Raw genomic sequence first — 14,529 nt, 5'->3', positions numbered from 1 at the left:
GGAACCTCATCTCCATGAAGGAGACGGGGTATCAACATATCTGGCGTTGACTTTTGGCACGCTGTTGAGTTCTCAAGGAACGGACGCTTCCTTTGTGCCTGTTTCACCAGGCTCTCCGGGCGCTTCCCTTCGGTCTTGCGTTTCCGACTCTATCAGATCCTTGCGGGCCCGATTTTCGCCGGTGCGTTTCCGCCTTTCGGCTTCTTCGCGTTTCCAACCTTACCAGATCCGTTTCCGTCTCCGGCCCCCGTTGGAGCGGGGTCGACCTTCCGGCTTTCGCTTTCCGGCCTTTCCGACTGTATCAGATCCGATTTCGTTTCCGTTGTCGGATCGAATTCGTTTCCGATTCCCTGTCGGGGTCACTACTTTAGCGGAATTCCTCGGTGACCCATAATCGAGTCCCGGTCCGAATTTCGGCATACCGAAATCGTTCCCGTTGAGGAGCCGTGCAGTAGTGGTGTGCCGCGAAGCGGCGGGATGGTTGTCCGGGGCCTGTCGGCTCCGTGGCAACTCGGAGAACACTACACGAGGGGTCGGGGTGCTCCAAACGCGTGCCGGGTCGGGGGCCTGAGGGGTACTTTGACCGCATGACTGCGCATGCGCTCGTAGAGCTGTGGTGGCCCGCCTGACGGCGGCCGACCACCTGCGCATGCATGACCACGGCCGCCGCTTCGGCGGCCGTTCGCGTATCTCCCTCTCGTAGCCGGCCGGTGAGGACGGCGGTTCCGTGGCGTATCGGCGAAGCGGCGACGGAGGAGTGACGAATGGTGAGTACGCGGGCGATGGGTGCTGCCGGGCCCCGGGTCTTCAGTGGAGTGCAGCCGACGGGGCATCTGACGTTGGGGAACTACCTGGGGGCCATGCGGCGGTGGGCCGAGGTGGATCAGCACCGGGGCGATGCGGTGTTCTGTGTGGTGGATCTGCATGCGCTGACCGTGGAGCACGATCCGGCGCGGGTGCGGCGGCTGAGCCGGCAGGCGGCGACGCTGATGCTGGCGGTGGGGCTGGATCCGCAGCGGTGCACGGTGTTCGTGCAGAGCCATGTGGACGAGCATGCGCGGCTGTCGTACCTGATGGAGTGCACGGCCACGGACGGCGAGATGCGGCGGATGATCCAGTACAGGGAGAAGGCTGCGCGGGTGACCGCCCGGGGTGGGAGTGTGCGGCTGTCGCTGCTGACGTATCCGGCGCTGATGGCGGCGGACATCCTGGCGTACGGGACGCAGGAGGTGCCGGTCGGGGCGGACCAGGCGCAGCACGTGGAGCTGGCGCGGGATCTGGCGGTGCGGTTCAACCAGCGGTACGGGCCTACGTTCGTGGTGCCCAAGGCCACGCTTCCCGGGGTGGCGGCGCGGGTGATGGATCTGCAGGACCCGACTTCGAAGATGGGGAAGTCGGAGCAGACCAGGGCGGCGGGGATCGTCTATCTGCTGGACGAGCCGGACGTGGTGCGCAAGAAGGTGCTGCGGGCCGTGACCGACGGTGGGAGTGCGGTGGCGTACGAGCCGGCGGAGCGGCCGGGGGTGGCGAATCTGCTGTCCGTGCTGGCGGCCTGTACGGGCGGGGATCCGGAGGGGCTCGCCGGGTCGTACGGCTCGTACGGGGCCTTGAAGGAGGACACGGCGGAGGCGGTGGTGGAGGTGCTGCGGCCGGTGCGGGAACGGCATGCGGCGCTGGCCGCGGACACCGGGTACGTGGATGGCGTGCTGCGGGACGGGGCGGAGCGGGCGCGGTCGATGGCGCGGCCGCGGGTGGACGCGGCGTACCGGGCCGTGGGGTTGCTGGCCTAGGGTCTGTCGTTCGGATCAGGTCGGGTCGGCGGGCGGGGCGCTGGTGAAGGGCGCCCCGCCCGTGGAGTCAGCCGTTGCCGGAGGCCAGTTCGCGGCTGCGGTCCCGGGCGGCTTCGAGGGCCGAGATCATGGCGGCGCGGACGCCGTGGTTCTCCAGCTCGCGGATGGCGTTGATGGTGGTGCCGGCCGGCGAGGTGACGTTCTCGCGGAGGGTGACGGGGTGCTCGCCGCTGTCGCGGAGCATGACGGCGGCACCGATGGCTGCCTGGACGATCAGGTCGTGGGCCTTGTCGCGGGGCAGGCCGAGGAGGATGCCGGCGTCGGTCATCGCCTCGACGAGGAAGTAGAAGTAGGCCGGGCCGGAGCCGGAGAGGGCGGTGGCGGCGTCCTGCTGGCTCTCGGGGACGCGGAGGGTCTTGCCGACGGTGGAGAAGATCTCCTCGGCGAGGGTGAGGTGGCCGGCGGTGGCGTGGGTGCCGGCGGAGATGACGGACATGGCCTCGTCGACGAGGGCCGGGGTGTTCGTCATGACCCGTACGACCGGGGTGCCGGCGGTCAGGCGTTCCTCGAAGTACGCGGTGGGGATGCCGGCGGCGCCGCTGATGACCAGGCGGTCCGTGGGGACGTGCGGGGCCAGCTCGGTCAGCAGGGTGCCCATGTCCTGGGGCTTGACGGTGAGGATCAGGGTGTCGGCGGCCTCGGCGGCCTCGGCGTTGCTGACGGCCTCGACGCCGTAGCGGTCGTGGAGCGCCTTGGCGCGTTCCTGGCGGCGGGCGGTCACCAGGAGGTCGGAGGGGGCCCAGCCGCCGCGGATCATTCCGCTGAGGAGGGCTTCGCCGATCTTTCCGGTGCCGAGGACTGCGACCTTCTGGGACATGGTGCGGGTTCGCCTTTCCGCTGCGCTGAGCCGTGTCCCGTCATCCTCGCACCGTGCCGGGCGCGGGTGGTGGTCAGGCTGTGCGCCGGCGCAGGGTGGCCGCTCCCAGGGCGAGGACCAGGAGGGCGAAGGCCGCGACGACGGTGAGGTCGCCCACGAAGGCGTCGGTGACGTCGGGGTGCCGGAGGACTTCGTTCATGCCGTCCACGGCGTAGGACATCGGGAGGACGTCGGAGAGCCTTTCGAGGACCGGTTGCATGGTGTCGCGCGGGGTGAAGAGGCCGCAGAGCAGGAGCTGGGGCATCAGGACGGCGGGCATGAACTGGACGGCCTGGAATTCGGAGGCGGCGAAGGCCGAGACGAAGAGGCCCAGGGCGGTGCCCAGGAGGGCGTCCACGACGGCCACCAGGAGGAGCAGCCAGGGGGAGCCGGTGACGTCGAGGTCGAGGAGCCGGACGGCGAGGGCGGTGGCGAGGGCGGACTGGACGATCGCGAGCAGGCCGAAGGCGAGGGCGTAGCCGCCGATCAGGTCGGCCTTGCCGAGCGGCATGGCGAGCAGGCGTTCCAGGGTGCCCGAGGTGCGTTCGCGCAGGGTGGCGATGGAGGTCACCAGGAACATCGTGATCATCGGGAAGATGCCGAGGAGGGAGGCGCCGATGGTGTGGAACGTGGCGGGGTGGGCGTCGAAGACGTAGCGGAGCAGGGCGAGCAGCGCGCAGGGGACGACGAGCAGCAGCGCGAGGGTGCGGGGGTCGTGGCGCAGTTGGCGCAGGACCCGGGCGGCGGTGGCGAGGGTCCGGGCGGGCGAGAGGGGACGGGGGGCGGGGGTCATGGGGTGGCGTCCTCGGCGGGTGCGGGGGTCTGGGTGGCGGGGGTCCGGTCCGGGGTCCGGTCCGGGGTCCGGGCGCGGTCGACGAGGTGGAGGAAGGCGGCCTCGACGGTGGGCGTGCCGGTGCGGTCGCGGAGGGCGTCGGGGGTGTCGTCGGCGAGGAGGCGGCCGTCGCGCATCAGCAGGAGGCGGTGGCAGCGCTCGGCCTCGTCCATGACGTGGGAGGAGACCAGCAGCGTGGCGTTGCGGTCGGTGGCGAGGGTGTGGAAGAGCGTCCACAGATCGCGTCGCAGGACGGGGTCGAGGCCGACGGTGGGCTCGTCGAGGACGAGGAGTTCCGGGGTGCCGAGGAGGGCGACGGCGAGGGAGACCCGGCTGCGCTGGCCGCCGGAGAGGTTGCCGGCCAGGGCGTCCGCGTGGCCGGTGAGGTCGACGTCCTGGAGGGTGCGGGTGACGCTCGCGCGGCGTTCGGTGCGGGCGGCGCGGCCGGGGTGCAGGACGGCGGCGAAGTGGTCGAGGTTCTGGCGGACGGTGAGGTCGTCGTAGACGGCCGGGTGCTGGGTGACGTAGCCGATGCGGGGGCGCAGGCGGGGGTGGCCGGCGGGACGGCCGAGGACGTCGAGGGTGCCGGTGACGTTGGCCTGGGTGCCGACGACGGCTCGCATCAGGGTGGATTTGCCGCAGCCGGAGGGGCCGAGGAGGCCGGTGATCCGGCCTCGGGGGACGTCGAAGGCCAGGTTGTCGAGAACGGCGCGGCCGCCGCGAACGACGGTGAGGGCGCGGGCGTGGACGGCGGGGCCGACGTGGCGGGAGGGGTCGACGTGGCGGGAGGGGTCGACGTGGCGGGAGGGGTCGTCGGGGCTGGTCGGGTCGTCGGGGTCCCGAGCATAATTCATCATGCGATGAATACTGCGCCCGGACGGAAGGGGCGTCAAGAGTGGCGAGCCGTCGACCGGGACCGTGGGGCGCGTCGAGGTGCGAGATGCGCTCCAGGCGGGCGCCGGGGCGATCGGAATTGATCATTCCTATTCGACAGTTCCGGGTTTACACGGCGGTTACATTCCAAGTTGCGACAGAGCGTGCGCTCTTGGACACAATGGAGAGCACTGTCCAGTCACACCGAAACGCGCCGGAAGCCGCCGGAACCGGAAGGGGCGAGGATGGCCAGCAGCCGGACGCACCGCCTCGGCCGCTTCCTGTGGGTCGTCGTGGCCGTCCTCCTCCTGATACCGGCCGTCGCGGGCGCCGCGTACGGCGAGACCTCCGGCGGGAGCGCGGGGGCGGCACGGGCCGCGACCGGCCCCGGGGCCGGGGCTCCGGCCGCCGCCACGCCGCCCCTGGAGGCAGACGACGATCCGGAGACCGCGACCCACCGCGGCCGACCGCGGCGCGGCGGGCGGCCGGCGACCGCGGTGTCCGCACCGGCGCCGGCGTCCACTCCCCCGTCGCCCGCCTGCCCCGTACGGGACGCCGCCGGGACGCCCGGCTCCGGCCCGTCGACCGGCCGGCAGACCGTGCCCCTGTCGAGATCCGGCGAGCTGCCGGTCCGGCATCTCGTCTTCCGCTGCTGAGAGCTGAGCGCCTCCCCAGGGCTTCCCCGGCCCGCGCATCCGACGGATCCAGCCGTCACCTTCCTTGCGCCACGTCGCGCGCAGCCGCATCCGCGGGCTCCTCCGCATGCGCCGCCGCGTCGTGCGCTCCGCATCTCCGCACGCTGGAGGCTCCCTCATGCAGAAATTCCGGCAGCTTTTCCCGCAGATATCCGCACGCCGGCAGAATGGTTCCGCACACCGGCAGCACGGGTCCGCGCCACAGCTGCGCACCCTGCGCGCCGATGTCACCGCGTCCCTCGTCGTCTTTCTCGTCGCCGTCCCACTGTGCGTCGGGGTGGCCGTCGCCTCCGGGGTACCGGCCGAGCTGGGGCTCGTCACCGGGATCGTCGGGGGGCTGCTCACCGGCCTGCTGCCCGGCAGCAGTCTCCAGGTCAGCGGCCCGGCCGCCGGGCTGACCGTGCTGGTCTACGAGGCCGTGCAGGAGTACGGGCTCGGTGCATTGGGGGCGCTGGTGCTGGCGGCCGGCGTGCTGCAGCTGACCATGGGGGTGCTGCGGCTCGGGCGGTGGTTCCGGGCCATCTCCGTAGCCGTGGTGCAGGGCATGCTGGCGGGGATCGGGCTGGTGCTGATCGCCGGCCAGGTGTACACGCTGGTGGATGCCAAGGCTCCGGGCAACGGGCCGGCCAATCTGGGCGGGCTGCCGAACCTCGCGGCCGAGACCGCCGGGTCACCCGCCGCCCTGGCCGCGCTGGCGGTCGGCGCGGGGACGATCCTCGTGCTGCTGCTGTGGCCGCGCTGGCGGCGGGCGGCGGAGGTGCTGCCCGCCCCGCTGGTGGCGGTGGTGCTGGCGACCGTGGCCGTGCTCGTCCTGGATCTGCCGGTCGCCCGGGTGGAGGTGCAGGGGCTGCTGGAGGCCGTACAGCCGCCGGGCGGCGCGGACTTCGCCCGGCTGGCGGAGGCCGGGGCGCTCGTCGGAGCCCTGGGCACGGTGCTCGCGTTCACGCTGATCGCGTCGGCGGAGTCGCTGTTCAGCGCGGCCGCGGTGGACCGGCTGCACGACGGCCCGCGCACCGACTACGACAAGGAGCTGATGGCGCAGGGCGCCGGGAACACGGTCTGCGGGCTGCTCGGGGCGCTGCCGATGACCGCGGTGATCGTCCGCAGCGCCGCCAACGTGCGGGCGGGCGCGCGGACCAGGGCCTCGCGGGTGCTGCACGGCGGGTGGCTGCTGCTGTTCGCGGCGGCGTTCCCGGCGGCGTTGGGAGTGGTGCCGATCGCGGCGCTGGCGGGCGTACTGGTGCATGCGGGCTGGAAGTTGATCCCGCTGCGCGAGCTGCGTCCCCTGTGGCGCGACCACCGGGGCGAGGCCGTGGTGCTGGCCGCGACGGCGGTGGCGATCGTGGCGACGAACATGTTCGAAGGGGTACTGCTGGGGCTGTTGATGGCGGTGGCCAAGTCGGCGTGGGAGACCTCGCATGTGCACCTGGAGATCGTGGGGGCGGATGCGACCGGGGAGAGGTCACCGTCCGGTCGGCCGATTCGGGTGCGGGCCGTGGGCCACGCCACCTTCCTGCGGCTGCCGAAGCTGCTGGACCAGCTGGAGGCGCTGCCCCGGGACCGCGAGATCGAGCTGGATCTGAGCGGGCTGCGCCATCTCGACCACGCCTGTGCCGCCGCGCTCACCAGCTGGGCCGAGCAGCGGCGTCCGGCGGGGGCGGTGAGCGCGAGCGGCGGGCGGCCCCCGGGCAGCACCCGCGTATGAGGAACCCCTCGTTCCGTAATGCCCGGCATCCGACCGGTATCCGAAAGGAATCGATGTTCCGGGGGAAATGCCCGTAGGGTCGGAGGGCTGTTGATCACCGGCCCTGATCGCGTCCGATCACCGGCCCGACCGCGTCCGATCGCCGGGCCTGATCACCTCCGACCACCGACCCCGGGAGTGCTGTGACAACCCGTCGGCCCCTGCGCCACTGCGGTGCGACCGCCGCACTCTCCGTCGCCCTGCTGCTGTCGTCCTGTACGGGCGGGACGACAGCGGTCAAGGGGACGCCGGGCTCCGGCACAGTGGGGGATCCCCTCTTCCCGGCGCTCGGCAACGGCGGCTATCAGGTCACCCACTACGGCCTCGATCTCGACTACGACGTGAAGCGGCGGCGGCTGGCCGCGAAGGCCCGGATCACCGCCGAGGCCACGAAGGATCTGCGGTCGTTCCGACTCGACCTCCAAGGGCTGAAGGTGTCCGGCGTGCGGGTCGGCGACGAGGACGCCCACTTCTCCCGCAAGGGACACAAGCTGACGGTCACGCCCGCCGCCGGCATCCGGAAGGGCACGACGTTCCGCACCACCGTCACCTACGGCGGCACCCCGCAGGAGTTCACGGATCCGGACGACTCGACGGAGGGCTGGGTCAAGACCCCCGACGGCGCGTTCGTCTCCGGGGAGCCGGAGGGGGCCATGACATGGTTCCCGGTCAACAACCACCCCAGCGACAAGGCCACCTACGACTTCACCATCACCGTGCCCCGGCAGTACACGGCCGTGGCCAACGGCGAGCTGCGGTCGAGGAAGACCGCCCGGGGCCGCACGACGTACATCTGGCACAACGGTCAGCCGATGGCCAGCTATCTGGCGACCGCCACCATCGGGAAGTTCCGCTTCACCGAGGACCGCACGCCCGACGGACTGCCGCTGTACGAGGCGGTGGACCCCGAGGAGGCGGCGCGCAGCAGGGCGGCGCTGGGCCGGCTGCCGGAGATCATCAAGTGGGAGCAGGGGCTGTTCGGCCCCTACCCCTTCCGCTCCGCGGGCGCGATCGTCGACGACACGCCGCCGCGGATCGACTGGCTGGCCCTGGAGAGCCAGACCAAGCCGGTCTACGCGGGAGCGCCGGACACCGTGACGGTGGTGCACGAGATGTCCCACCAGTGGTACGGCGATTCGGTCACGCCGAAGACCTGGCAGGACACCTGGCTCAACGAGGGCTTCGCCACGTACACCGAATGGCTGTGGAACGAGCGCGAGGGCGGCCCGACGCCCCAGCAGCAGTTCGACGAGCTCTACGAGAAGGGCCCGAAGGACAAACTGTGGGCCTTTCCGCCGGGCCGTCCCGGCAAGGCCAAGAACGTCACCGGAGACGCGGTCTACTACCGCGGCGCCATGGTGCTCCAGCAGCTGCGCAACGCCGTCGGCGACAAGGTCTTCTTCGCGATCCTCAAGGACTGGCCCGCCGAGCACCGCTACGGCAACGCCGATTCGGCCGACTTCATCGCCTTCTGCCAACAGCGCACGGACAAGGACCTCACCCCCCTCTTCGACAGCTGGCTGTACGGCAAGGGCAAGCCGAACCAGACGTTCTGACGCGCCCTCGGCAGGGGCGCCCGCCCCGGCGGCACCTAGCCGATCCCGGGGACCAGCCGGAGCGCTCCGGGCCGGCGGACCGCCGGCCGCAGGAGGCCGACGGCCGAGCGGACGACGCCTTCCTTGACGCGGGCCGCGGGACGACCCGTCAGCACCCGCTCGCGCGGACTGTCGTCCGCCCGCACGGACTGGATGAGACCGTCGTGCCGCCCCAGGCTCACGCACTGCACCATGAACGAGAACGTCAGCGGGCCCGGTGCCGCGCCCCGCGCCTCGGCGGCGATCGCGGCGGCGGCATGCGCGCCGGTGGGCAGGGCGGTGGCGCAGGCCATCCGCAGGGCGCCCGCGCGGGGGGCGTGGGCCGCGGCCGCGTCGCCCGCAGCGTAGATGTCGGGGTGGCTGACCGAGCGCAGCGCGGCGTCCACCAGGATGCGGCCGGTGGCCGGGTCGGTGGCCAGGCCCGCGTCCCGGGCGAGCCCACCGGCGGCGGCCATCGCGGTCGTCCACACCACCGCGTCGGCGTCGACGGAGTCCGCGCCGGCGACCCGGCGACCCTCCTCGACGCGCACCCCCATGCGGTCCAGGACGGTCCGGACGTGGGCCCGCCCGCGGCCGGAGAGACCGGCCCCGACCTCGCCGTCGGTCAGCAGCCGGACCTCCCACCCGGGGTGGGACTCGGCGACCTCGGCGGCCATCTCGATGCCGGTCAGGCCGCCGCCGACCACCGTCAGCGCGCCCGGCCCGGCCAGCAACCGCTCGTGGAGGGCGGCCGCGTTCTCGGCGGTGAAGACCCTCCCGCCCGCCTCAAGGCCACCGGAGGTCTCGCCGGGCCCGGTGCCGCGCCGGTCGGTGTGGCTGCCGAGGGCGTAGACGAGGCGGTCGTACACGAGCGTGCGGCCGGTGGCGGTGTGGACGGCGCGGGCGGCGGGGTCGAGGGCGGTGGCACGGGCGGGGAGGTGCGTCACGCCCGTGCCGCGCAGCATCCGGGCGCGGGGGCGGGTCACATCAGGGCGGCCTGCGGCCAGTTCGTGGATCCGCACGCGTTCACAGAAGCGGTCGCTGGGGTCGACGAGGGTGACCTGCGCGTACGGGGCGAGCCGGAGCGCGGCCATCATGCCCGCGTAGCCGCCGCCGAGGACGACGACCCGCTGCCGCAGCCGCCGGTTGGGGGCGATCCTCATGCTGTCCTCCTGGGTCCGGTGCGCCGCGCCCGGGCGGGCGGCGCTCCAAGAGGGACGAGGCGGGGTGGGCGCGGTGTGACATCGCCCCCGTGGGCGGGCCTCAGGACGGTCCGGCGGGGCGGCGGGTGACGGTGAGGTCGACCCCGTACTCCTCCTGGACGACGCCGTCCGGGAAGACGTCCAGGAGGGCGGTGCGTTCGTCGGCCAGGACGGCGGCGGCGGTGGCCGGATCGGCGGCCGCGAGCTGCGAGTGGCTGCCGAGCATCGCGAGGTGGGTGTCGACGGGCACCGGGCGGGTCCAGTCCACCGCCCGGAACGCGGGCCGCAGGCCGTGCCGGCGGAACAGGGTGTCGGGGTCGTCCGTCACCCGGTGGCGGTCGTAGCCGGGCAGTCGGCGGGCGAGCCGGGTGTCCTGGTCGGCGGCCCAGCCGCTCTCCCGGCGGGGGATGTTCCACCACAGGGCGAGGGCGCCGCCGGGCCGCAGCACCCGCATCGCCTCGGGAACCGAGCGGGCCGGATCGGTCCAGTGCCACGCCTGGGCGTAGCAGACGACGTCGAAGGCCGCGGTGTCGGCGAAGGGCAGGGCGTCCCCGTCGGCCCGGACGAGCGGGATGTCGGGGAGGTCCGCGCGCAGTTGGGCGGCCATCCCCGCGCCCGGTTCGACGGCGGTGACCCGGGCACCGCGCGCGGCGATCAGCGCGGTGGCGATGCCGGTGCCGGCGCCGACGTCCAGCACCCGGGCCCCTTCGAGGGGGCGTCCGGCCAGCTCCTCGATCGCGGTGAACAGCCCCGGGGGATAGCCGGGACGGGATGCCGCGTACTGGGCGGCCACCGAGTCGAAGGAGCGGGCGCGGGCGGCACGGGTGGGCGGCAGGGGTTGTTGTTGCTGTCGTTGCTGTCGTTGCTGCGGGGGGAGTTGGGGCATACGGTCCATCCTGCCCGCGTCGCGGCAGCGGCGCCCGGACATTGGCGGGCCCTTGCCTCGCCCACCGGTCGGCGGGGGGCGGCAGGCGGGGTACGCGGCCACGCGCTCGGCCGGCGGACAGCCCTCAGCGGCGCTTCTTGCTCTTCGGGCTCTGCGGGCCGGAGTTCTTCTTCGGGCCGGAGTTCTTCTTCGCGGCCGGGTTGCCGGTGCGGGTCTCGCGGCGCCGTGCGTGGCGCGCGCGGGCCGCTTCGTACTCGGTGCGGCGCAGCTTCTCGCCGGGGGCCTCGACGAGGCTGCGGCAGAAGTAGGCCAGCAGCGAGCCGATGAAGCCGATGAGCAGCAGGCCCTGCCCGGACCTGTCGGTGGCGTTCGCGGAGGACGGATCGGGGCGGGCGGCGAACCCCTCCCAGGTGCGGCGGAAGGCGAGGGCGCTGCAGACGGCGAAGCCGGCGACGACGAGGACGCTGACGAAGGGGCCGACGTCGCCGGACTCCATGCCCTGGAAGGCGAGGCGCAGGACGAGCGCGCCGGCCGCGGCGAGCGCGAGCGAACCCACCGCGACGCCGGCCCGGCGCAGTGCGTAGCCGCCGTCGTGCTGGACCCAGGTGGTGCCGAAGAACCGGATCCCCTCCGGCTCCGGGCCGCCGGGACCTGAGTCCCCGCGCCCCGGATCTCCGCGCTCCGGGTCCCCGCGGTCCGGATCCCCGCGCTCCGGGCCACCGGGCATCGTCCGCTCATCGCTCATGGCCTCGATTATCCCCGGCGGCCCGGCGGCCGGGCGTCTCAGCTGGTGCAGCGCGGTGCGACCGGCCCGCTACTGCCCGTCCGGACATAGGCGTCGGAGACGTACTGGCCCGGTGCGATGTTGTCCCAGATGTCCGTGGTGCCGTACGGGCCGCTCACCCGCTGGCCGCGCCGCTGGCAGCGGATCTCGATCCAGGCGCCGTCCGCCAGCTGCCGCACGACCGCTGCCGTGGTGCTGGGGCCGCGGCGGACCTTGACCTTGTAGCCGGGCGCGAGTCGGAAGGAACGGCGGGTGGCCGCCAGGACGGCGGGCGCGCCGCCCTCGCCGTCGACGTCCGGGCCCGCGTCCGGGCCGAAGCCCGCGCCGTCCTTCGTGCCGCCCTTCGTGCCGGCGCCCGCGCTGCCGTCCGCGCTGCCGTCCGCGCTGTCGTCGAGGCTGCCGACGATCGCGTCCAGATCCAGGTAGTCCTGATGATCCTGTGTGCTCATTTCGTTTTCCCCCGTTGGTGAATGACGCGTTGCCCGGGTGCCCATGGCGAGGGCCGTTTTCGGACGGGCAACTCGCACGCTAGCAAGCCTCATTCGTCTCGCACGGGTCATCGACTAGGCTCCGCGCGTCGCACCTGCGACCGAATTGCACAGGGCAGACACGGGGGTGGAGCCATGCCGCCGCTGCGTGATTCCGGGGCCGACCCGGAAGCGGAGCGTCCGGAATACGCCGGGCAATATCGCCTGGAGGCGCGGCTGGGATCGGGCGGAATGGGCGTGGTGCATGTGGCGCGCTCGTCGTCCGGACTGCTGCTCGCGGTCAAGGTCATTCACGCGGAATTCGCCCAGGACCCGGAGTTCCGGGGGCGGTTCCGGCAGGAGGTGGCGGCCGCGCGACGGGTCAGTGGGGCTTTCACCGCGCCCGTGGTGGACGCCGATCCGGACGCCGACCGGCCCTGGATGGCGACCTTGCACATCCCCGGACCGACGCTCTCCGACCACGTGAAGCGGAACGGCCCGCTGTCGCCCTCCGAAGTGCGCCGGCTGGCCTCCGGCCTCGCCGAGGCGCTGCGCGACATCCACCGTGCCGGGGTCGTGCACCGCGACCTGAAGCCGGGGAACGTGCTGCTGGCCGCCGACGGGCCGAAGGTGATCGACTTCGGCATCTCGCGGCCCTCGGACAGTGAAATGCGCACCGAGACCGGCAAGTTGATCGGCACGCCGCCGTTCATGGCGCCCGAGCAGTTCCAGCGGCCGCGCGAGGTGGGACCGGCGGCGGACGTGTTCGCGCTCGGGTCGGTGCTGGTGCACGCGGCGACCGGGAGCGGTCCGTTCGACTCGGAGAGCCCGTATCTGGTCGCGTATCAGGTGGTGCACGACGCGGCGGATCTGGCCGGGGTGCCGCAGGAGCTGGTGCCGCTGATCGAGAGCTGTCTGGCGAAGGATCCGGCGGACCGTCCGACGCCGGGCGAGCTGATGGCCCTGCTGCACACCGAGCTGGACACCGAGGTCGGCTTCGCGGTGGACCTCGAGGGCAACTTCGAACTGCCCGCAGCCGGGGCGGACCTCAGGCGGCAGGTGGCGGGACTCCCGGTGGCCGCCCGGGTGCCGGCCCAGCGGCAGGCCGCGGGCGCCGCTTCCGCTCCGTCGCGCGCCGAGGCCACCCATGTCCGCGCCCGTACGGCCGGCCCGCCGAACGCCGCCGCCACCGGCTCCCGCCCGGATCCGGCCGAGCTGTCCGAGACGGCCGACCCCGCCGATGCCGCCGACTCCGCCGCGGCCCCGAAGGCGCGGCGCCGGCCCCTCTGGGCGGCGGTGGCGCTACTCGTCGCCGCGGCCGGGGTGTTCGCGGGTGTACGGACACTGGCGTCCGGACCGGCGGGCGACGACAGCGCGCTGGAGACCCGTCCGCCGCACAGCCGCGCCGACGCCCGGCCCTGGCACGCCACGCTCCTCGACCGCCCGGACGGCCACCGCTCCGAAATGCCCTTCTGCACGGCCGGCTCCGGCGCCGGCTCCGCTTCCGGCGCCGGCTCCGACCCCGGCGCCGGCTCCGACCCCGGCGCCGTCTTCTGCGTCCAGTCCGGCGTCCTGGCCACCCGGCTCGACGCGGACACCGGCCGACTGGCCTGGCGCCGCACCGCAAAGGACAACACCCGCACCGATTCGCCGTCGATGGCGCCGGTGCTGTCCGGCGGGCTGCTCTACGTCCAGACACCCGACAACCGGCGGCTGGAGGCCCTCGACCCGTCGGTGAAGGGGAAGGGCTCCGTGCGCTGGAGCCAGGACCTGTCCGCCTACGAGGGCGGGGCGACCGTCCTCGGCGACCGTGTCCTGCTCGTCGGCGGGGACGGCACGGTCACCGCCCTCGACAGCGCCACCCACCGGCGGCGTTGGCGCCACCGCTTCCCCGGGAGCACGGCGGCGACGCTCCGCCCCTTCGGCGACGCCCGTACCGCCTACGCCGTCGGCGCCGTCGGCGGTGCCGACACCGCGGTCACCGCGTTCGATCCGCGGGACGGCGCGGTGCGCTGGTCGCGGCGGCTGACCGGCTCGCTCACCCTGGCCGGCCCCGGCTCCTCCGGCGCGCTCTACCTCACCGCCGCCGACCCCGCCCACCCCTTCACCACCACCGCCGTCGTCCGCTACGACCCGCGCACCGAACGCACCCGGCGCATCCCGCTGGACGCGCCGCTCGACGGCAACGTGGCGGCCGTGGTGCGCGGCGAGACGGTGTACGTCCTCGCCGAAGGCGGCTCGTTGCAGGCCCTGGGCGAGCGGAAGTGGGACCTGCAGACCTCGGTCAGCCAGGGGTCGGCGCCCGTGGTGAGCGGCGACCGGCTGTACTTCACCGCGGCGGACGGACGGCTGCTGGCCGTCGACACCCGGTCCGGCACACTGCTCGGCCAGACCCCGCCGCGGCTGGCGGCCGACCGGCACAACGGCTTCCTGGAGGCCCTGCCGGCACCGGTGGTGGACGCCCGCTCCGGCCGGATCTACGCGGCGGCCCCCGACGGCACGGCCTTCGCCGTGGGGACGAAGGATCCTGCGCGCTGGTGACGGTCGGCCCACCGACTGATATTTCCACTCGCGAATGACTGAGCCGGACTCTCCGCCTCGACTTCCACTCCACCGCGACCCGCCGGGCACCGAAGCCCGGCCCACCCCAGGCAGACACTCGGAAGGAACGTTTCCGCTGATCACAAGGGGTTTTCGGCGTCCACTTCGGTCACCTCCGCCACCCTTTGGGGTCACGTTGAGTAACCATAAGCATGTCGAGGAACA

Annotated in this window: 12 protein-coding genes; 5 read left to right on the top strand and 7 right to left on the bottom strand. The window is 73.2% G+C overall.

The genetic code is table 11. The annotated features are described in order from the left end of the window. The first annotated feature begins 764 nt into the window (after window positions 1–764). A complete protein-coding gene (gene trpS, locus ACGFML_RS20480; protein ID WP_393545566.1) occupies window positions 765–1,790 on the top strand; it encodes a tryptophan--tRNA ligase in 1,026 nt (341 codons plus the stop codon). Window positions 1,791–1,857: 67 nt separating this feature from the next. On the opposite strand, the gene proC is transcribed toward trpS, so the two are convergent. From proC to ACGFML_RS20465, 3 genes are all read right to left on the bottom strand, one after another. Further along, window positions 1,858–2,667 (bottom strand): pyrroline-5-carboxylate reductase, encoded by an 810-nt coding sequence (gene proC, locus ACGFML_RS20475; protein ID WP_393545564.1) that lies wholly within the window; start codon window positions 2,665–2,667, stop codon window positions 1,858–1,860. Between the two features lie 73 nt (window positions 2,668–2,740). Further along, the gene (locus ACGFML_RS20470) at window positions 2,741–3,499 is read right to left on the bottom strand and encodes an ABC transporter permease (protein ID WP_393545562.1); all 759 of its coding nucleotides are present in this window, start codon (window positions 3,497–3,499) and stop codon (window positions 2,741–2,743) included. Then, window positions 3,496–4,395, bottom strand: a complete 900-nt coding sequence (locus ACGFML_RS20465) for an ABC transporter ATP-binding protein (protein WP_393545560.1) — start codon at window positions 4,393–4,395, stop codon at window positions 3,496–3,498. Before ACGFML_RS20465 ends, ACGFML_RS20470 begins: the two co-directional genes overlap by 4 nt. A gap of 261 nt (window positions 4,396–4,656) precedes the next feature. Between ACGFML_RS20465 and ACGFML_RS20460 the strand changes: the two genes are divergently transcribed. The 3 genes from ACGFML_RS20460 to ACGFML_RS20450 all read left to right on the top strand — a co-directional run bounded on the left by ACGFML_RS20460 (window position 4,657) and on the right by ACGFML_RS20450 (window position 8,406). Then, window positions 4,657–5,067, top strand: a complete 411-nt coding sequence (locus ACGFML_RS20460) for a hypothetical protein (RefSeq protein ID WP_393545558.1) — start codon at window positions 4,657–4,659, stop codon at window positions 5,065–5,067. Between the two features lie 157 nt (window positions 5,068–5,224). Next, window positions 5,225–6,811 (top strand): SulP family inorganic anion transporter, encoded by a 1,587-nt coding sequence (locus tag ACGFML_RS20455; protein WP_393545557.1) that lies wholly within the window; start codon window positions 5,225–5,227, stop codon window positions 6,809–6,811. A 182-nt stretch (window positions 6,812–6,993) separates the two neighbouring features. After that, window positions 6,994–8,406, top strand: coding sequence for a M1 family metallopeptidase (locus ACGFML_RS20450; protein ID WP_393545555.1), 1,413 nt, complete (start codon window positions 6,994–6,996; stop codon window positions 8,404–8,406). Between the two features lie 35 nt (window positions 8,407–8,441). Here ACGFML_RS20450 and ACGFML_RS20445 read toward each other — a convergent pair whose 3' ends face one another. The 4 genes from ACGFML_RS20445 to ACGFML_RS20430 form a co-directional block, all read right to left on the bottom strand. Continuing rightward, a complete protein-coding gene (locus tag ACGFML_RS20445) occupies window positions 8,442–9,587 on the bottom strand; it encodes an NAD(P)/FAD-dependent oxidoreductase (protein ID WP_393545553.1) in 1,146 nt (381 codons plus the stop codon). 100 nt (window positions 9,588–9,687) lie between these two features. After that, on the bottom strand, window positions 9,688–10,512 hold the full coding sequence (locus ACGFML_RS20440; RefSeq protein WP_393545552.1) for a class I SAM-dependent methyltransferase: 825 nt from the start codon (window positions 10,510–10,512) through the stop codon (window positions 9,688–9,690). 124 nt (window positions 10,513–10,636) lie between these two features. Continuing rightward, window positions 10,637–11,257, bottom strand: a complete 621-nt coding sequence (locus ACGFML_RS20435; protein ID WP_393545550.1) for a hypothetical protein — start codon at window positions 11,255–11,257, stop codon at window positions 10,637–10,639. Between the two features lie 38 nt (window positions 11,258–11,295). After that, window positions 11,296–11,745 (bottom strand): SH3 domain-containing protein, encoded by a 450-nt coding sequence (locus tag ACGFML_RS20430; RefSeq protein WP_393545549.1) that lies wholly within the window; start codon window positions 11,743–11,745, stop codon window positions 11,296–11,298. 174 nt (window positions 11,746–11,919) lie between these two features. Between ACGFML_RS20430 and ACGFML_RS20425 the strand changes: the two genes are divergently transcribed. Next, complete coding sequence (locus ACGFML_RS20425; RefSeq protein WP_393545547.1) at window positions 11,920–14,304, top strand: serine/threonine-protein kinase; 2,385 nt, start codon at window positions 11,920–11,922, stop codon at window positions 14,302–14,304. Window positions 14,305–14,529: the final 225 nt, after the last annotated feature.

The sequence above is a fragment of the Streptomyces sp. NPDC048650 genome (assembly GCF_043199095.1).
GTDB lineage: Bacteria > Actinomycetota > Actinomycetes > Streptomycetales > Streptomycetaceae > Streptomyces.
This window is presented reverse-complemented; position numbering and strand designations above follow the sequence as displayed.